17 protein-coding genes are annotated in these 19381 nt (G+C 60.2%); 12 read left to right on the top strand and 5 right to left on the bottom strand.

Annotated elements, in window-relative coordinates; all coding sequences use genetic code 11:
* Positions 1-380 (bottom strand): alpha-amylase family glycosyl hydrolase (locus HMPREF2749_RS05535; protein ID WP_246823507.1); only part of this gene is annotated, 380 nt, incomplete at its 3' end.
* A 71-nt stretch (positions 381-451) separates the two neighbouring features.
* A complete protein-coding gene (locus HMPREF2749_RS05530; protein WP_070593713.1) occupies positions 452-1330 on the bottom strand; it encodes an endonuclease/exonuclease/phosphatase family protein in 879 nt (292 codons plus the stop codon).
* A 417-nt stretch (positions 1331-1747) separates the two neighbouring features.
* On the opposite strand from HMPREF2749_RS05530, the gene HMPREF2749_RS05525 reads away from it, so the two are divergent.
* The 5 genes from HMPREF2749_RS05525 (at position 1748) to HMPREF2749_RS05505 (ending at position 9376) form a co-directional block, all read left to right on the top strand.
* Positions 1748-3385: an alpha-glucoside-specific PTS transporter subunit IIBC gene (locus HMPREF2749_RS05525; protein ID WP_049346412.1), complete on the top strand. Its 1638-nt coding sequence runs from the start codon at positions 1748-1750 to the stop codon at positions 3383-3385.
* Positions 3386-3620: 235 nt separating this feature from the next.
* On the top strand, positions 3621-4439 hold the full coding sequence (locus HMPREF2749_RS05520) for a MurR/RpiR family transcriptional regulator (RefSeq protein WP_049346411.1): 819 nt from the start codon (positions 3621-3623) through the stop codon (positions 4437-4439).
* A gap of 87 nt (positions 4440-4526) precedes the next feature.
* Positions 4527-4985: a hypothetical protein gene (locus HMPREF2749_RS05515; protein ID WP_049346409.1), complete on the top strand. Its 459-nt coding sequence runs from the start codon at positions 4527-4529 to the stop codon at positions 4983-4985.
* 94 nt (positions 4986-5079) lie between these two features.
* Complete coding sequence (locus HMPREF2749_RS05510; RefSeq protein ID WP_070593711.1) at positions 5080-9081, top strand: DEAD/DEAH box helicase; 4002 nt, start codon at positions 5080-5082, stop codon at positions 9079-9081.
* Positions 9074-9376, top strand: a complete 303-nt coding sequence (locus HMPREF2749_RS05505) for a hypothetical protein (protein ID WP_141747365.1) — start codon at positions 9074-9076, stop codon at positions 9374-9376. The genes HMPREF2749_RS05510 and HMPREF2749_RS05505 overlap by 8 nt, the downstream gene beginning before the upstream one ends.
* A gap of 89 nt (positions 9377-9465) precedes the next feature.
* On the opposite strand, the gene HMPREF2749_RS05500 is transcribed toward HMPREF2749_RS05505, so the two are convergent.
* Positions 9466-9651, bottom strand: a complete 186-nt coding sequence (locus HMPREF2749_RS05500) for an FmdB family zinc ribbon protein (RefSeq protein ID WP_005505091.1) — start codon at positions 9649-9651, stop codon at positions 9466-9468.
* 227 nt (positions 9652-9878) lie between these two features.
* Entirely contained in the window at positions 9879-10553 is a 675-nt protein-coding gene (locus tag HMPREF2749_RS05495; RefSeq protein ID WP_246823506.1) for a 5-formyltetrahydrofolate cyclo-ligase, read from the bottom strand.
* Between the two features lie 351 nt (positions 10554-10904).
* Here HMPREF2749_RS05495 and galU point away from each other — a divergent pair, with 351 nt between their 5' ends.
* From galU to HMPREF2749_RS05460, 7 genes are all read left to right on the top strand, one after another.
* Positions 10905-11813: a UTP--glucose-1-phosphate uridylyltransferase GalU gene (gene galU / locus HMPREF2749_RS05490; protein WP_012903104.1), complete on the top strand. Its 909-nt coding sequence runs from the start codon at positions 10905-10907 to the stop codon at positions 11811-11813.
* Positions 11814-12131: 318 nt separating this feature from the next.
* The gene (locus HMPREF2749_RS05485; RefSeq protein ID WP_070593705.1) at positions 12132-13748 is read left to right on the top strand and encodes a hypothetical protein; all 1617 of its coding nucleotides are present in this window, start codon (positions 12132-12134) and stop codon (positions 13746-13748) included.
* 430 nt (positions 13749-14178) lie between these two features.
* On the top strand, positions 14179-14679 hold the full coding sequence (locus tag HMPREF2749_RS05480) for a DedA family protein (RefSeq protein WP_070593703.1): 501 nt from the start codon (positions 14179-14181) through the stop codon (positions 14677-14679).
* Between the two features lie 96 nt (positions 14680-14775).
* Complete coding sequence (locus HMPREF2749_RS05475) at positions 14776-16014, top strand: LysR substrate-binding domain-containing protein (RefSeq protein ID WP_070593701.1); 1239 nt, start codon at positions 14776-14778, stop codon at positions 16012-16014.
* A 38-nt stretch (positions 16015-16052) separates the two neighbouring features.
* Positions 16053-16550 carry an NUDIX domain-containing protein gene (locus tag HMPREF2749_RS05470; RefSeq protein WP_005505097.1) on the top strand — a complete coding sequence of 166 codons (498 nt, stop codon included), beginning with the start codon at positions 16053-16055 and terminating at the stop codon, positions 16548-16550.
* Complete coding sequence (locus tag HMPREF2749_RS05465; RefSeq protein ID WP_070593699.1) at positions 16550-17734, top strand: glycine betaine ABC transporter substrate-binding protein; 1185 nt, start codon at positions 16550-16552, stop codon at positions 17732-17734. Before HMPREF2749_RS05470 ends, HMPREF2749_RS05465 begins: the two co-directional genes overlap by 1 nt.
* Before the next feature lie 6 nt (positions 17735-17740).
* Complete coding sequence (locus HMPREF2749_RS05460) at positions 17741-18964, top strand: pyridoxal phosphate-dependent aminotransferase (RefSeq protein WP_005508453.1); 1224 nt, start codon at positions 17741-17743, stop codon at positions 18962-18964.
* 121 nt (positions 18965-19085) lie between these two features.
* Here the strand turns inward: HMPREF2749_RS05460 and HMPREF2749_RS05455 are convergent, their stop codons facing one another.
* Positions 19086-19343, bottom strand: a complete 258-nt coding sequence (locus HMPREF2749_RS05455; RefSeq protein WP_049327598.1) for an exodeoxyribonuclease VII small subunit — start codon at positions 19341-19343, stop codon at positions 19086-19088.
* Between the last annotated feature and the right edge of the window lie 38 nt (positions 19344-19381).

The following is a 19381-nucleotide window of genomic DNA, read 5'->3' as shown; positions in this document are numbered from 1 at the left end:
TAGTCGCGGTAGGGGTTGTCCTTGGAGGAGCGTGCCTGCTTGAACCATTCGTGCTCGTCGGAGGTGTGGTTGACGACCAGGTCCATCATGAGCTTGATGCCGTGCTTGTGTGCGGTTTCGAGCAGCTCATCGAAGTCTTCCATGGTGCCGAACTCGGTCATGATGGCGCGGTAGTCGGAGATGTCGTAGCCGTTGTCATCGTTCGGGGAAGCGTAGATGGGGGAGAGCCACAGCACCTGAATACCGAGCTTGGCGAGGTACGGAATCTTCTCGGTAATGCCGGGCAGATCGCCGATGCCGTCGCCGTTGGAATCGTTGAAGGAGCGGGGGTAAATCTGGTAGACAACGGGTTCCTGCCACCACTGGGTTTGGGTCGTCATTGTTCTTCCTTCCCTTGGTATGGATGAGTGTTGTGCGGGGCCGCTCTGTGGGCGGCTAAAGTCTGATGCCCTTAGGACTGGGTGGTGAGGGGCGTCAGGAGGCTCTGCGGTGCCCAGCTGGAGGGGTCAATTTCCAGGAGTAGACCGCTGTGGTCAGAGATGGCTTCGGGGGAGTTGTCGCGGAAGACTACCGCGTGCGAGTTCACCGTAAGCAGTCGGTCAGCGAACACGAAGTCAATGCGCTTGGCGTCCGTGCTACCTTCCCAGCCGGCGATTTCGCGGTGGACGGTGTTTTCGCCGTCGGTGTGCTCCGCCAGCGAGCGGGTATCAACCATACCGCTGGAGGTGACTAGCGCGTAGCCTTCATCGCTCAGATGCGCGGCGGAGTTAAAGTCGCCGCCGAGCAGTACGGGTGCGGTGAGGGCACATTCTGCCAGGGCCTGTGAGAGGCGGGTGTATTCCTGCGTGAAGAGGGGCTCGCCGTCGAAGTCCCACCAGGACATGTGGGTGGTTGCGCACCAGAAGGTGCCCGTCGCAGTTTCGATGAGCGCCGCCTGCGCTGCACGGCGCTGTACCTGGTGGTAGCCGTACTCGGGGGACATGTCGATGGGCTTGATGCCGCGAATCGGCAGGCGCGAGAGGATTGCTACGCATTCGTCGTAGAGGTCCCAACCGATGTGGGCTTCGGTGAGGGTCCACTCGTAGGTTGCGCCCATTTCGTTGAGTGCCTGCACGAGTAGCAGGGCGTAGTTGTCTTCGTGGACCGGCACGCCTGCGCCGCCGCGGTAGTTGAGAGGCTCCTTCACCACGGGGGTGGAGGTGAGCTGGTTGACTTCCTGCAACGCAACGACGTCCACCTGCTGTTCAATGATGAACTTGGCGAGGGTACGGATCTTGGCAATCTGGTGGATTTCGCACCAGCTGTGCGTATTGAGGGTGAGGAAGCGCATGTATTAAGTCCGGGGTATGTGTGAGGTTGAAGAATGATATGCGCACCGCGTATTGAGGTGGTGAGTGTTTATGCACTCTGACCTATGGGTGCACTGTTTATGCTATCGATTCTGTGCGCTAGGTAATAGGGAAAAAGTCTCATCTGCAGCAAGTATTTTTAACCAGTGCCGGGATATGTTTCAGGTTCTGAAAAACTCTTTCAAAACTCACAGTTTTGGTACCTGCGGGTAGGTATGACCTGGCATTATTAGTTCTGTCTAAAACACATTCGGCATTTAGCGCACGCAGAATATGTGGCACCCGTCTCATATACTTTCGTTTGAGGGTATAAAGATACGGTGTTGCCACCGCAGACCGGCAACGATCGCCGGCACCTGCGTCCGCTCACTCGACAACCCGAAAGGGCGTATAGCCTCATGATGGAAAAAGTACAGAGGTTCGGCTCTGCCATGCTGGCACCCGTTCTTCTCTTCGCATTCGCTGGCCTCGCGGTCGGTATTGCGATCATTGCACAGAACGGCGACCTGATCCCCCTCGCAGCTGATAAGGAAAGCGCGTGGAACCACTTCTGGTCTGTTTGGGAGTCCGGCGCATGGACCGTCTTCAACCAGATGGAACTGCTCTTCGTGATCGGTCTGCCCATTGCACTGGCAAAGACCGCTAACGCACGTGCAGTGATGGAAGCTGCAATGGTCTACCTGACCTTCAACTACTTCGTCGGCGCCATGCTCAAGGTATGGGGCAAGGGCGGCACCGGTTTCTTCGACCTGGACTACACCACCGACATCTCTAAGAGCGCGGCAGGTACCGGTCTGAAGATGATCGCCGGTATCAAGACCATGGACACCGGTATCTTCGGTGCAATCATCATCTCTGCAATCGTGGTGTGGGTACACAACCGCTGGTTCGACAAGAAGCTGCCCGACTTCCTCGGTATCTTCCAGGGTTCCCAGTACGTCTACGGCGTCTGCTTCTTCCTGATGATGCCCGTGGCATTCCTGTTCTCCTGGCTGTGGCCCTACGCTCAGCACGGCATCTCCTCCCTGCAGGGCTTCTTCATCGCATCCGGCGCACTCGGCGTGTGGGTTTACACCTTCCTCGAGCGCTTCCTGATTCCGACCGGTCTGCACCACTTTATCTACTCCCCGTTCGTCTTCGGTAATGTTGTTACCCCGAACGGTATTGCTAAGGACTGGCCGACCCACCTGACCGAGTTCGCAAAGAGCGACAAGCCCCTGAAGGAACTGTTCCCCGGCGGCGGCTTCGCACTGCACGGTAACTCCAAGGTCTTTGCACCCATCGGTATCGCAGCGGCGTTCTACACCACTGCTCGTCCCGAGAAGCGCAAGGAAGTTCTCGCTCTGATGATCCCCGTCTGCCTCACCGCGATCCTGATTGGTATCACCGAGCCCCTCGAGTTCACCTTCCTGTTCCTTGCACCCCCGCTGTTCCTGGTCCACGCAATCCTGGCAGCATCCATGGCAGCAATCATGTACCAGCTGGGTCTGGTTGGTTACATGGGTGGCGGTCTGCTCGACTTCCTGTTCCAGAACTGGATCCCGCTGTGGGCAAACCACTCCGGCACCTACCTCATGCAGATTGGTGTGGGCCTGTGCTTCACCGTCCTGTACTTCGTGATCTTCCGCTTCATGATTCTGAAGTTCGACTTCAAGACCCCCGGTCGTGAAGAAGACGGTGGCGAGACCAAGCTCTACAGCAAGGCAGAGTACAAGGCTGCTAAGGCTGCTGAGAAGGACGGCGGCGCGGCAGCTCCCGCAGCTGACGGCGACCTCTACGCACCCCGCGCAGCAGGCTTCCTCGAACTGCTCGGTGGCGCAGAGAACATCACCACCGTGAACAACTGCGCAACCCGCCTGCGTGTCTCCGTTGCTGATGAGTCCCTCGTCAGCACCTCGGATGCAGACTTCAAGAACGCAGGTGCTCTGGGCCTCGTCCGCAAGGGCAAGGCATTCCAGGTCATCGTCGGCATGGATGTTCCCCAGGTTCGCGAGCGTTTCGAGACCATGGTGAACGAAGCTAAGACCCTCTCCTAAGAGGATTCAGCTTTCAACCGCCTGACGACATGACGCCTCATAAGGTATAGACTTCGCCGGCGGTATCGGATAACACCGATGCCGCCGGCGAAGCTGTATCCAGGCTCGCACCCAGACTCAAATCTGCTGGCATACACACTCAAAGTGATAGATGACCGTCCTCACCCACCCTGGCCGATGACTCTAGAGCGTGTACTATTTATATATTGCTCACCATCGGATTCAGGAGCTTTGAGTGGATTTACAAGACGTCGTGAATGCGAACCAGCACCGATTCAGTGAAACTGAACGGGAAATTTTGGCATTCATGCTAGAAAACGAAGAGTTCGTTGCAGAGTCAACGATTAACTCTTTGGCACACAAAACGTATACTTCGACCAGCTCGATTATCCGCTTGACGAAGAAGCTGAACTTCTCCGGATTTGCCGAGTTGAAGTACTTCATTAAGTCCTCTCTGAACCGCAGCGAACCCTTCAACCCGCGGTTCATTGAGAGCGGTCGCGAAGATATTCAGCGTACCTACGACTACCTCGAGCACATGGAACTGAGCGGACTGCTCAAGCGCATCCATGAGGCTCGCACCGTGTACTGCTTCGGTACCGGCTACGCGCAGCGCAACGCCGTGCAGGAATTTACCAAGTCCATGCAGGTGTGCGGTAAGTTCTGCCACGTCATCCCGGCGCGCAATGAGTTCGAAAGCGCCATGAACAATATGACCCAGGACGATGTGGTCATCATTGTGTCCTTTTCAGGTCAGACCGAGAACATGCGCGAACACATTAAGATGCTGGCGCTGCGCCGCATCCCCATGATTGCGGTGACCGCCATTGGTGTGAACTACATGTCTTCACACGCCGAGTACTCCCTGCACTACCAGACGACCCCCACCCAGATCAGCACCCAGCGCAAGCCCTACTACTCCTTCGTTGCGCTGTCGGTACTGCTGGACTACATCGTGCGCCGCTATATTGAACACGTTGAACATGAGCGCCGCGAGTCCCTGCAGGACCAGGTGGATGACGCTCTCAACAATGGGGGCGAAATCGACGCCTGACAAGGCAATACTGTGCCCACCTGCCCCTTCACTCACTCCTCCTGAATCCGACCGAATCCGCCTGAGATCATCTGAAAGAGACACCCTGTGACCGCAATTTTCGCGCTCATCGAAAACACCGAGAAGATGCGTAAGTACCTGTTCTGGTACCTCATGATTATCCCCGCGCTGCTACTGCTGTGGATCGCTCTGGGCGCAGCGAACTCCCAGATGGACTTCCAAGCAGCCCTGAAGATTCCCTTCTTCACCGTGGCATTCCTGAACGCATGCCTCAGCCTGCTACTGGGCGGCACCCTCAAATTCGCAGGCGCAGAGAACGAACGCACCGAACGAGCCTACGCCCTGTACCTGACCATTCTGCTGGTCATCATCGGTAACCTGCCCGGCGCAATCCTGAGCTTCTTCCTCTTCCGCTCCCTGCGCTTCGGCAACCTGGAAGGCGAACTGGCACCCAAGTACCGTTGGGCGCTTCTGCCCGCCATGGTCTTCTACGTATTGGTGACCGTAGTGCTACTCGCTGCGAACATCGCAATGTGGTCGAAGTAAACACACCGGCATACTAAGCACGCAGGCGCGCACTGACACCGCCCCGTATGGGGCACACCGGGCAGAGGACCCCGGAAGAACCACCATCTTCGGTGTGTACGCGCAAACGTACACCGCACTGACCCACAAGGACACTCACGACGTGAACCAGATTCCCGAGCCTACCGACGCGCAACACGCACCCGGCGCCCCGGCTGATACCGCTCAGCCCGCCGCAGCCGCCGCGACCTCAGCAGAGGAAACCCACGAAGTAGCCGACGAAATCAACATCGCCGAGCTGCCCGCACACCTGAACCCCGCCCACGAGGACTTTGACCCCTCGGCGGGGCTTGAGCGCTGGGCGGAACAGATGGACGTCTACACCGGTCCCGACGCGATGCTCGACTTCAACCAGGTCGACTACGTGCACATCGACCTGTCCGAGGCGAACCCCTCCGGCCTGGCACAGCTGCTCGCCGGACGTAAGACCCGCCTCTCCACGATTCTGCGCGACAAGTCGCAGCTGGAGGCGGGCATGCGTTCCGCACGCACCCTGCGCACCAAGATTTACGAACTCGCCACCGACCACGGCCTGGACTCCGGCTACTTCGTGGCGGGTACCGCCTCCTGGCTGTCACACGACACCCGCGAGGATGCCGCCGCCTACGAGAAGCGCTTCATCGCACCGATTCTCATGGCGCCGCTGAGCATCACCCCGCACCCGAAGGATGACGACTTCGAGCTGCGCCTCGCCGGTTCCGCACGCCTGAACCCGGCGATGGTCCGCCAGATCAAGCAGGAGTACGGCATCGACCTGGGCACTATGGACGTGGCGCAGCTGGCGAACTCCATGTCCCGCCTGGACCCCGAGCCGGTTATCGAGCGTATGCGCGCATCTGCCGGTCGTATTCCGGGCATGACCATTGAGTCGAAGTATTTCATCTCCACCTTTGCTGACCTGAAGGAAAGCCTGGGCGAGCTGCCGCACACCGCTATCACCCCGCTGGTTCGTGACCTGGCGGCACTGAAGGTTCCCGGCGTGAAGCCGCGCGAGCTCAACGCCCACAACCTGCAGCAGCCCCTGGACCAGCGCGACCCGGCAGAAGAAATGCTCCTGCTGGACGCTGATGCGAACGCCCAGGAAATTGTCGACACCGCGGTCAGCGGATTCTCCTTCACCATCACTGCGGCGCCCGGCACCGAGCCGCTGCGTACCGCCGTGAATATTGCATCCGCCCTGATGGGTCGCGGTAAATCCGTGCTCGTGGTGGGCGAGAAGCGCTCCACCCTCGCTGAATTCTCGGCGTTGCTCAAGCGCACCGGTATTGAGAGCCTGCGCTACGACCTGCTTGCCGAGCACGATGCTGAGGCTCAGCGCGCCGAGTTCATTCGCGCAATCGTGCGTAATGAGGGCGCCGAAGAGCCTAACTCTGAGGACCTGAACGAAGAGCTTGTGGCGACCCGTGCCGCGCTGCTCGACCACACTCGTGCCCTGCTGAACAAGGACGCCAACTGGCAGATTTCTGTCTACTCGGCGCTGCAGCGTCTGGCTGAGCTGACCGCCTCCGAGGACGGCCCGGCAACCCGCGTGCGTTTTGACCGCCCTATGCTCGATTCGCTCTTGGAGCGTGAGCAGGTGCGTGCCGAGCTGGTGCGTCTGGGTGAGATTGATGGTTTTGCGGCGGCTTCGCGCACCTCCCCGTGGTACCGTGCCCGCCTGGTCAATGATGAGGAAGCCGCCGAGGCGTACGCCCTGGTCATTACCCTCAAGTCCTCCCTGCTGAACCTGCGCGAGGCGATGAACCGCACCAGCGCAATGCTGGGTCTGCGCCCGGGTCGTACCATCGCCGAGTGGGAGTCGCAGCTGGCGATTCTGATGCGCATCCGTGAGACGCTCAAGCGTTTCCGCGCAGACGTCTACGACCGTCCAGTGACCGACCTGATTGCGGCGACTGCATCCGGTTCGTGGCGTCGTGAGAACGGCATCGAGATGAGCAGTATGCAGCGTTCCCGCCTGCGCCGCGCGGCAAAGGAGTACATCCTGCCCGGCGTGAATATTGGTGACCTGCACGAGCAGCTGAAGATTGTTCAGGCCGAGCGTGCCGAGTGGATTCGCCACATTGAGGCGCCCCGCACCCCGCAGATTCCTGAGAACCTGGATCAGCTGGCTGCCGCTCTGAACTCCCTGGTGTCTGAACTGGCGGGCCTAGGCATTGTCCTGGCTGACACCGTTGAGGGCACCGACTTTGTACGCACCGACCTGGATGCCCTGGACGCGCGCCTGGACGCCCTCATGGCGGACCGCGTGCTGCTCATGACCCTGCCGGAGCGTGACGCCCTGACCCAGAAGCTGCGTGAGCGCGGCCTGTCGGAGCTGCTCGATGACCTGTACGCGCGTCAGGTTCCGACCGAGGTTGTTTCCGCTGAACTGGAGCTTGCCTGGTGGCAGTCTGCCCTGGAGTTCTTGCTGCAGCATCACGAGGGTAAACTGCTGGACGGCGACCGCCTGCGCGATATGGAGTCCCGTTTCCGCCGTGCCGACTACGCCCACATGACTAGCGCCCCGGCGCGTCTGCTGGCGAAGGTTGCTCGCGTGTGGACTGAGCGTATTGAGTCTGAGCATGATCAGGCAGCGTACCTGAAGAGCCAGCTGCGCGGCTACGAGTTCGTGCTCGAGGAGCTGCTGACTCACGCCCCGGTGATGGCACGTACCCTGCTGCCGCTGTGGACTGCGAGCCCCTTCGCCCTGGCGCGTAAGGTTCCCGCCTCCATGCGTTTTGATACGGTGCTGCTGCTGGACTCCGAGTCGACCCCGCTGGCAGCGAACCTGCCCGCGATTACTCGCGCCGACCAGGTGATTGCCCTGGGCGACCCGCATTCGGGTTACCCCTCGCCGTTCATCGTGTCCGCCCCGACCTTTGGGGCGCCGGAACCGGCAGGTGAGCAGCTGGACAGCACCTTCGACGTGCTCGCTACCGTACTGCCCAACCGCACCCTGGCGATGCTGCACCGCAGCATGGACCCGGTGATTCTTGACTACCTGAACCGTGAGTTCTACGGTTCGCAGCTGCATGCGGCTCCGGTGAGCCGCGCCTCCGCCCAGCCCGCCGGTTCGCTGACCGTTGAGTACATTGATACTCGCGGTAAAGTGAGCGATAACGCGAACCTGGATTCGCCCGGTGTTGAGGTGGAGCGCGTGACAAACCTGGTACTGGAGCACGCCTACCGTACCCCGGACCGTTCGCTGGCGGTTGTGACGGCTAGCCCGAAGCACGCTCAGCGTGTGGCTGAGTCGGTGCGTCATGCCTTGAGCTTGTACCCGCAGCTGGGGCCGTTCTTCGCCGCTGGTGAAGAGTCTTTCCGCGTGGTCGACCTGACCCGCGCCGAGACCCTCGAACGCGATACCGTGATTTTCTCCCTGGGTGTGGGTCGTGCCCGCCTGGGTCAGGCGTCCTACGATTTGGGTCAGCTGTCTGCTGAGCACGGTCGCCAGGGCTTTGTGGTGGCGTTGACTCGTGCACGCCGTGCCCTGCGCATTGTCTCGTGCATTGACCCCTCCGAGCTGGACCCGCAGAAGCTGCATCATGGCGCGGTGGATTTCTACCACCTGCTGCGTGAACACGCGGAACGTCAGGCGCGTGAAGAGGTGGAAGCGAAGGCACAGCGCGTGCCGGAGACCCTGCCGCGTAACGCGTTCTTGGCCGTCGACGACGCGGACACCCCGGATTTGGGCGACTGGCTGCTGAACGATTTGGTGGCGCGTCTGCAGGCTCGCGGTGTGCGTGTGACCCGCGGTGAGGGCGATATCGCTCTGATTGCGCACGCCCCGGAGAAGCTGGCGGCTGAGCCGGTTCCCGCGCTGGGTGTGGCTCCCGTGGTCTCTTCGAACCCGAGTGTTCCGGCGGCTATGCCGCTGGTGGCGTGCTCCGATGGTGAGCCGAATTATGCGCGTGCTTCGGTGCGTGAGCGTACCCGCCTGGTGCCGGAGCGTCTGAGCCGCACGGGCTGGAACTACATTACGCTGGGCACCCTGGAAGTATTTGCTGATCCGGACGCCGTGGTGGCGCGCGTGCTGCACTACCTGGATATGGACGAGGATGCTGAGGTCCGTGGCTAGCTATTCGTCAACGCCGAAGCCGCGCCGTGGGCACCGTCGTGTGAGCGGCGGCGGCTCGGTGAGCGGGGCTGAGCCTCTGCTGGTGGGCGTGACGACGCCTCCGGTTGTGGCTTCGGGTACTTCCTCTGCCGCGGGGGCTTCCCCGAAGAAAGCTGATGCCCAGAAGCAGAACCCCCAGAAGGCGAGTTCTCAGAAGGCGGCTGCTTCTGCGCAGCCGCTGGCCCCGGAGGAGCGCGAGCGTCTGGAATGGATGCGTCAGCAGCGTCCTCCGCACTGGGGTAACAATATCGTGTAGCGCATCCGTACCGGGAGTGCTTCTTAAACGCCGAGGGGCGGGGCAACCTGTGTTGCCCCGCCCCTCTTTTGGCTGGTGTGGAACCCCGTTTAGGAGTTGCCCTTGTCGGTGCTGTAGAAGCCGGAACCCTTGAAGGTCACGCCGACGGTGTTGTAGCGCTTGCGCAGGGTTTCTTCGCCGCACTGCGGGCAGACGCGCAGTGCATCGTCGCTAAAGGACTGGCGCTGTTCAAAGACGTGATTGCAATTCTTGCACTGGTAAACGTAGACCGGCATATTGTCCTTCTGTATCGATTTTTCGTTGAGCGGGTTTAATAACAGTGGTTTGAGTGTACCGCTTTTGAAACGCTCTGGGCTATTTGCGGTTTCTTCTCAAAAAGCTATTTCTGGTTTCTTTTTGCCTTTTTCCTGAGCGATTTTGGTCGTGTGTTCCTGCATATCTTTGAGCTTTTGCATGAAGATTTGGGGTGTCAATCAGGAGGTGGGCGGTGCTGGTCAACCGGCTACATCGGTGACTGCTGAGAGGTGCGGAAAACGCCTTCTTCGGTGAGGATGACTGGCAGAATAGCGTCCCACTGGTCGTAGGGAATAGCTTCATAAATTTCATCGGCAAAGACCACGCCGATGCTCTGCTCCTTCAGCTGCTGTGCGCTGAGCAGGGGGATAATGCGGTCATAGTAGCCGCCTCCTTGACCGAGGCGGTGCCCGCCTGCATCAAAAGCAAGGGCGGGGATGAGACGCAGGTCGGCGTCAATGAATGCTTGCGTGTCTTGTTCTTCGCCTTCGGGTTCGGGGATGCCCATGGGGCTGAGCGGATGCTCAACGGTGGGGTCCCAGTGCACCCAGGCGAGTTTGCGACCGGGGCGTACGACGGGCACGAGGATGCGGTGTCCCTGCTCATGGAGAGCGTTTAGTGCTTGGACAATGGGCGGCTCAGATTTGGTGGGCAGATACGCCGCAATGGTACCGGGGGAGTGGACCCGCTGCGCAACCGCCTCGAGAATGTGGTGGGCAAAAAGATCAGCCAGCTGCTGCTGACCGTGTTCGTCGCGGTGGCTGCGTGCTGTGAGGCGGCGCGGGCGAATCTGAGAGCGGAGAATGTCTTTATCCAGGGAGATATCGTCTGCGCTGGCACCGGTGTCGGAGTTGCTGATGGCAGCTGCGGTATTGAGAGGCATGGTGTGTCCCATCGTCTTTGCGGGTGAGGTCTTATGTGGGGTGGGGGAGAGCGGTTCTATGGGCTAGATTGGCTGGTTTGGGTCATGATGCCTCCGCGTTGAGGGGCGTTTCGAGGCAGGGTGAAAACGTTCTTGTAGATGGCAAAAAGCAACCTACTCTGTTGGGCTGTAGATTCTACTTTTTAGTATAAGGATTACAGAAAATAGCATTGGGTTCTGAAGAAGGTATTTTCTCTACAGCCCGAAGAATGGGCCGCTGTGGATATGTAGTTAGTCACGTTGAAGATTTTTTCATGTCATAGTGTCTATAAATCGCCTTAAGTACTTTACAACTTAGGGTATTCTTGTGGCATGGCTACTGAAATTAAGTCTGTTACTAAGGCAGTTATTCCTGCTGCTGGTCTGGGCACCCGATTCCTGCCCGCAACGAAGGCAACCCCCAAGGAAATGCTCCCCGTCGTTGATCGCCCCGCGATTCAGTACGTGGTGGAGGAAGCAATCCGTGCCGGTCTGAACGACGTTCTGATGATTACCGGCCGTAACAAGCGCGCTCTCGAGGATCACTTCGACCGCGTTCCCGTTCTGGAGCAGCAGCTCGCTGAGCAGGGTAAGGACGCCCTACTCGCATCCGTGGTAGCTACCAATGAGATGGGTGGCGACCTGCACTACGTGCGTCAGGGCGACCCCAAGGGCCTGGGCCACGCTGTTCTGCGCGCAAAGCGCCACGTTGGCGATGAGGCATTCGCTGTTCTGCTCGGTGATGACCTGATTGATGAGAAGGAAGACCTGCTCTCCCGCATGGTGGAGGTCCAGGAGCGCACCGGCGGTTCCGTCGTTGCTCTGATGGAGGTCCCCCGCGAGGCTATTTCCGCTTACGGTGCAGCTGCTATTGAGGCTGTTGAGGGCGAAGACGGTTTCGTGAAGATCACCGGCCTGGTTGAGAAGCCTGCTGCTGATGAGGCTCCCTCGAACTACGCTGTGATCGGCCGTTACGTTCTGAGCCCGAAGGTCTTCGAGGTTCTGGAGAACACCGCTCCGGGCCGCGGCGGCGAGATTCAGCTGACCGACGCTCTGCAGACTCTGGCTCAGGGTGAGGGTGAAGGCGAAGGTGTCTACGGTGTGGTCTTCTCCGGCCGCCGTTTCGACACCGGTGACAAGCTGTCCTACCTGAAGGCAAACGTTATTCTTGCTGCTGAGCGTCCCGAGTTCGGTGACGACCTGCGCGCATGGCTGAAGGACTTTGTCGCAGAGAACTGCTAATTACTCTGCATTCGCTCTCTGATGAGGGCAACCGATAAATACCAACCACGCTGAGGAAGGCGTTCTTTCTGGTGGGGCGTTAGCCCTGAGGGAGGGCGCCTTCCTTTGCGTCGTTCGTGTCCGTTATGTGCGTGGCGTGCTACTGGGTGAGGGCCCAGGGTGTGCCTTGTGCAGGGACGCGACGACGTTGTAGTGTGCATATTCCTTCTGGGGTATATGTGCATATCCAGCCCGATTCTTGCCTCTTATGGAAAGCATTGGGAATATAAGGGTATGATTAAAGTCTAGGGATAAAGGGACGATAGAGGGCGACCTGATATGACGCTGTTGAACACCTCGGGTGTGTTGGTAATTCTGACCGTGATTTTGCTGCTGTGGTTTGTGCCCAGGAGCCTGCGTCGCGCGCCCGCTGGTCCCTCCGTGGAGCCCGAGCGTCCCCTGATTAGTGCCGAGCGTACCGCTGAGGATATTCTCGCCTCCGCCGGCGTGCTACTGAATGAGTCGGAGGCGTACCAGTCCTCCGATCACGCGGTGGCGCCGGGTACCTCCCTGCCCTCTTCCGCTCTTCCGCAGGCTTCTTCCCGTTCCTCTCACGCTGTGGAGGATGCCGTTCAGCCTGCACCCGATACGGCTTCTATTTCGCAGATTCGTGATTCCTCCCCGACTGCTCCCTACACCGATGAAATTCCGGTGGTGGAGGAGTCGAAGCCCTCGCCGCTGTCCTACTTTGATACCTCGAGCCCGAGCGGTATCGCCCTGCTGGTCGCGGCTGGCCTGGGCGTGCTTGCCCTGGTGACCGGCATGCTGGCGCTCTTTGGTGTTCTGGCGTGGGGTTGGGCTGTTCTCTTCCTGATTCTTGCCGGTGGTGCGTGGGCTGTAAGCCGTTTTGGTCTGCTGGAGTCTCTTGGCAACCAGATTAAGGCGAACCGCGATGCGCGCCGCGCCAAGGCAGAAGCAGAAGATGCCGAGGATAATGACGCTGAGGCGTATGAAGAGTCTGACGACGAAAAAGCTTACGATGACGCTTCTGAGCCTGTAGAGGATACTGAAGCGCCGGAAGCTGAAGCTGTCGAAGAGCCTGCACATCAGGCTCGCCCCGCTACCCGCAAGCCCGTACGCGGCATGAACCGCGAGGCAGTAAATCCGAGCCGCGCACATGCTGTGGTGGCGGCATCCAAGGATGCACCCGAGGTGACTGCTCGCAAGGAGGCGCCCGCGCCTTCTCAGACTGCTCGTCCTGTTCGCCCGGCACCTACTCGTTCTGCCGCTACTGGTTCTGCCGAGCCGCCTGTGGCTCATCGCCCTGAGCGTCGCCAGCAGCGTCCGAGTCGCTTCCAGCCGATTCGTCGCGGTAGCGTGCTCTTCGATCAGGAGAGCGGTTCCGCTACTTCCTCCGGTGCACCGCGTACTGCTGCACAGCCTCAGCGGGTAGCGCAGGCTCCGGTTGCTCCGAGCCAGCCTGTCCAGCCTCAGCCCGCACAGCCCGCTCAGGCACCCGTACAAGCTCCCGCCAAGCCGGTAGCAGCTCGGCCTGCACCAGCCACCCAGGCACCTGCACAGCCGGTAGTAGCTCCCGCGCAGCAGCCGGCAATTCACCCGGATCAGCCGGTGGCCCGCCAGGCTCTGCGTGACGGTTCGCCCGTCCGTCAGGCACCTGCGGCACCTGTTACTCAGGCTCCCGCTCAGCCGATTCCCGAAGAGATTCCTCTGCCGGATGTCCTGGACGATTCCGAGTTCGATGCGCTGGATATCGCCTCGCTGAACGATTCGGCTCTTTCGACCGGTGCTACGGTAACCGGTGGTGTTCGTTCGACGAACCGTCACCCCGGTGCTGGCTCCTCCTTTGAGGCGGTGAGCAACACCTGGAACCCGGTTCAGTTGCCCAAGCCGCTGAGTGCTCTGCACCGCCAGGACAAGAATCAGGGTAAGAAGTAGACCTTGTCCTAGATATGTGTATAAAACCCCGACAGTTCGTACTGTCGGGGTTTTGTTTTGCTGGGAATGTGCCTCTGGAAAGGAACGAATAAAAAGAAAAGGAACCCCATCAGCGGGGTTCCTTTTCCAGCATCACACACAGGAAGAAAGTCTTCTAGACCGATTAGGAAGGCCTTCCCACAAGGCCTGCCCTATTCGGTAATAAAAATATATCCTAATTCCCATGCGGGTGACAAGCTGAAAATAGCGACAGCCTGTCAATAAACTAAGGTTTACCTAAGTGAAATCCGCGCCATTGCAGGCGACAAGAGGCAATAACCCCGGCTGAAAAAAATTTAAAAAAATTTTCTGACCCCTCCATAAGTCGAATAAGAAGCCTCAAAAAACCTTCAATCAGGTTAATATCGCCCACTCATGAGAGAATAGCCGGGTGAAAGATTGGTTTGACGCACTCCCAATTGAGGTTGCCCTAGCTTTCATGTGGGTGGTCGGAATCGTCCGCACCAGCATCGTGTACGCTCTTGGCGCGCTCGCTGCTGAAGGCGGCGCCCGCCTCGACCGCATCCGCAAAGCCATGGACAGCCCGCTCTACCGTAAAGCGCGCCGCTTGATTAACCGGTGGGGCGTAATTGCTGTGCCCCTCTGCTTTCTCACCGTGGGTCTGCAAACCGCGGTCATCATCACGACCGGCTTCACAAAAATGCCTCTGCGCCGCTGGGTTCCCGCGATGCTGGTTGGAACCTTCATGTGGGCGTGTATCTACACCACGATCGGCTTCGCAATTCTTGCGGTCCTCGGCCTGGAGCCGTGGATGTTCCCGCTCGCCCTTGCCATCGTTATTACGGTGCTGGTCATTGTGACTCAGCTGCGCGAACGCCGCATTAACCGCGAAACCGTTGAGAACACTGCGGATAACATCGCCGAGAACTAGTCCTACCTTCAGCGGGGGATAGGTGCACTATCTCGCCGGGTTGAGGCCACTCACCTACCCTCAATGCCCCCGCCCAAGATGTGCTAGCGTGGAGGGATGAGTTCATCCGCATCCTCCACCGCAGGCACCCCCGAAGAGCAGCCCGTCAACGACTCTGCCCTCACCGCAATCGACCCCGAGCAGAGCGCGCCCGAAAACGCTACCGACCAGGTAGAAAGCGAAGCGCCCACCGAGGCCCCCGCCCGCGTGTACCTGCATCCCGAGCAGCTGGCGATGATCCAGACCCCGGAGGCTCTGCCCATCCCCGTGCTCCAGCGTTCTATGCTGCGCATTAGCTACGTGCCCGCGATTATGCCCGGCAAGTGGTTCAACCGCTGGCACGAGCGTTACGGCGACCGCGTGCAGCTGGCGGAGGTGCCCGTGCGTGAGGCGCGCGGCCTGGACTCCCTGCATCAGGACCTGTGCCTGATTGATCCCGCCGCTAACCCCGCTGCTGGGTCCGCTACTGTATCCTCCGTTGAATCCGCCGCTGAGGCTGCAGAAGAGGGTGCTGCTGTCTCCGAGGCGCCCGCCGAGGTTAGCGCTGAGGCTACCGAGCACGCCCCCATTGAGCGTAAGGACGTACCCGAGAACCCCTTCGCACACATGAGCATTGTGCGCCCCGACCGCGAACCGGCAAGCACCGACGGCGAGAAGTACCACAGCATCCGCCTCTACGAGGAGCTGCCCGTGGTCATTCTGCCTGTGGACCACGTGCTCACCGTGCTTGATGAGGTGCCCGTGGAGGAGCTTGCCGAAGAGTTCCTGCTGCAGCCCGCCTCCGATATTCCCGCCTATGAGGAAGTCTCCCGTGCATGGCGTGAGAGTGCCGGTCGTATCGTGCCCGAAGGCCTGACCGATAAGGAAACCATCGAGCTGGTTGCCGCTGGTGTGGGCCTGTACATTGTGCCCATGTCCATTGCGCGTTTCTACCACCGCAAGGACCTCACCTACCGCCCCGTTGCGGGCCTGGACCTCTACCCGGTGCACCTGGTGTGGCCGCGTGCCCCCAAGGGCGAGCCGCGTAGCGAAGAGCTCGAAGCGCTCCTGCAGGACTTCATCGGTATTGTGCGTGGCCGCACCGCAACTAGTGAGCGCGGTAGCGAAACCCGACAGGCACGCGCCGAACGTATCGCCGCCGAAAAGGCAAAGGAAAAAGCGAAGGCACGAGCCGCCAACGCCCGCCGCGAAGCACGCGATAAAAAGCGCGCCAACGCCAAGAAAAACGGTAACGCGCGCCAGCACGCTCGACAGTCCGCCAAAGCCGCCAGCGCACGCCGCGGCAAGAAACGCTAACGAACGATAGACGGTAAAATCAAACCATGGCATTAGCAATGGAAACCCGACCCGCAGCCTACGCAGTGATCATTGAGCAGGGCAAGCTGCTCATGACCCGCTGGGTGCCCGAAGACCGCGCGCTCAGCCCCCTCTGGTCCCTGCCTGGCGGCGGCATGGAACCCGGCGAACAGGCCGACGAAACCGCGCTGCGAGAGACCCTCGAAGAGACCGGCTACAGCGTCGCCATTGAAGACATTCTGGGCGTGCACGCCGGACACTTCCCCGTGCGTTCCACCCAGAAAGACCCGCAAGCGCTACCCTTCTGCGCCCTGCGGGTGGTTTTCCGTGCCCACATTGTCACCGGCGAACTGCGCCACGAAATCAACGGCTCCTCCGACACGGCACGCTGGGTACCCATCGCTGAGCTGGACACCATCCGCTACGGCACCCTCATCGACGAGGTCGCCTCCATGATGGGCTACTCCAACGCCGCCAGCTGGGCACGCGAATACCGCGAATTTCTTGCCGACGAAAACGCACGGAAGCTTCCCTAATGAACCGACTGATCCTCACCCGCCGTGCGGCGCTCACCTCCCTGGCGCTCATGCCGCTACTTGCCGCTTGCGGGAATAATGACGCAACCCCGCAGGTGGACCCTTCCGCGTCCAGCTACGGCACTCTGCGCATCGGCTACGGTGCTCTGCGTGAAATGCGCGCCGTAGCGCACGTGTACGCGCGCGCCCTGCGACAGATTGGCTACTCCGTTGAACTTGTTGACACCGACAACAGCCGCGCTACCGCCCTGCGCGGGCTCATGGTTCCTTCGGCTAACTCCGCCACCCCTACCGCTACTCTGCCCGACGATGAGGAAACCGGTAGCACCACTGCCGCCGCCCCTGAAGCGTTGGACCTGGTCATCGACTACAGCGGCGACCTACTGCTCTACCTGACCGACGACGGCAAAATCAGCCCCGCCGCCGCCCATAACGAACGCATCGCCGCCTCCGTGAGCGCCTCCGCTCAAGCGGCAGGCGTGACCCTGCCCCCGGCAGCTACCCCCACCGCGGAGGAGAGCACCGCCTCCGCGCATGCTACGGACGGTACCGCAAGCCCCACCGCAAGCTCCACCCGCTCCGCAGACCCCATCAACCTGCGCGCCATGAGCACCACCGACATGACCAACGCCATCTCGCGCATCCTGCCCGAAGAGCTCATGCTTCTCAACGGTGCTAGCGCCACCAACAAGGATGTGCTGGTCACTACCCGCGCCGTGAGTGCCCGCCACAAGCTCAACTCCCTCGCGAACCTGCGTGAGGTGCAGTCTTCCCTGGCGTTCTCCATCCCGACCGGGTACTCCAGCGGCACCTACGGCGTGGATTCTTTGCGTAGCCTCTACCGTTACCGTGTGCACGACCCGAAGATTCAGGACGACCCCGCCGAGCGCGTCAACGCCCTCACCGCAGACACCGTGCAGGTGACCCTGCTACACAGCAGCGACTCCGCGATTGAAGAGAATCGCCTGGTCACCCTGGAAGACCCCTCGACGGCGCTTTTGCAGCAGCAACTGGTGCCCATTATTCGCCGTACCCTGCCAGATAGCGCCCGTACGGCAATTAACCGCGTATCATCTACATTAGACACGGGTAACCTCTCGTTCCTGTTGCGTCTGACTAGCGGTTCCAACCCCATCGCAGATGATGACGCAGCACAATTCATTTTGGATCACCCTAGAAAGTAAATCATCATGACGAAGTACCGTCAGTCCTCAAAGTTGAGCAACGTCCTGTACGACATCCGCGGCCCCATTCTGGATGAAGCCAATCGCATGGAAGCGATGGGCCACCGCATCCTCAAGCTGAACATTGGTAACCCCGCACCCTTCGGCTTTGAGGCGCCGGATGCCATCATGATGGATATCATTCGTCACCTGCCCGAAACTCAGGGCTACTCTGACTCCCGCGGCCTCTACTCGGCACGTACCGCCATTGTGCACCACTACCAGAACCGCGGCATCATGAACCTCGACACCGAATCTATCTACTTGGGTAACGGTGTGTCTGAGCTGATCCCGATGACCCTGCAGGCACTGTGCGAGACCGGCGACGAAATCCTGGTCCCCATGCCCGACTACCCGCTGTGGACCGCAGCCACCGCGCTGGTCGGCGGCAAGCCCGTGCACTACCTCTGCGATGAGGAAAACAACTGGTACCCGGACATCGAAGACATTAAGTCGAAGATTACCGAGCGCACCAAGGGAATCGTGGTTATTAACCCGAACAACCCCACCGGTGCCGTCTACCCGCGTTCCGTGCTTAAGCAGATTGTGGATGTGGCACGCGAACACGGTCTGGTCGTGTTCTCTGATGAGATTTACGAAAAGATTACCTACGATGGCGCAGAGGCCATCAACATGGCGACCCTCACCGGCGACGACGTGCTCTGCCTGACCTTCTCCGGCCTGTCCAAGGCATACCGCGTCTGCGGTTACCGTGCGGGTTGGGTCGCTATCACCGGCCCGAAGAAGGACGCTTCCAGCTACCTGGAAGGCATTCACCTGCTCGCCTCCATGCGCCTGTGCGCCAACGTTCCGGCACAGCACGCCATCCAGACCGCGCTCGGCGGCTACCAGTCCATTAACGAGCTGATTGTTCCCGGCGGCCGCCTGTACGAGCAGCGCACCCTGGCGCACAAGATGCTCAACGAGATTGACGGCATCAGCTGCACCAGCGCGGACGGCGCTCTGTACCTGTTCCCGAAGATTGATGTTGAGCGCTTCGACATTACCGACGACGAGCAGTTCGCTCTGGACCTGCTCAAGAGCCAGAAGATTCTCTTCAGCCACGGCCGCGCGTTCAACTGGAAGGACCCGGACCACTTCCGCCTGGTGTTCCTGCCCGATACGCAGACCCTCACCAGTGCCCTGGAGCGCCTGGGTAACTTCATGGCTGACTACAAGCAGAAGCACTAGCCTTCCCGCCTCTGCTACATATAGACAGAAATAGCCTGCCCCGCAGTTCTGATGAGCTGCGGGGCAGGCTATTTTTGTTTGACGGCTGGCGGATGTGCCAGAGCGGGTGCTGGAAGCGGCTTTAGTTTGCCAGGTTCTCCTGACCAGCCTGTGCGCCGCGTGCCGCGTTCAGGCGCTCCTGCGCGCCCTGCAGCCACGCCTCGCAGCGGGCGGCAAGCGCCTCGCCACGCTCCCACAGGGCGATGGAGGTCTCCAAATCACTGGCGCCGGACTCCAGCTGGCGCACGACCTGCTCCAGCTCGGCACGCGCCTGCTCGTAGCCGAGGGTTTCGACGGGTGCGCCCAGCTCGGCGCTGTTGAAGCTAATGTTCTCGCTCATTGAGGAACCTTTCAGGGGTAAAAATCTTGGGGTAAAAC

The sequence above is a fragment of the Rothia sp. HMSC075F09 genome, assembly GCF_001810515.1.
Lineage (GTDB): Bacteria > Actinomycetota > Actinomycetes > Actinomycetales > Micrococcaceae > Rothia.
The sequence above is the reverse complement of the archived record's forward strand: the minus strand, read 5'-3'. Positions and strand labels throughout refer to the sequence as shown.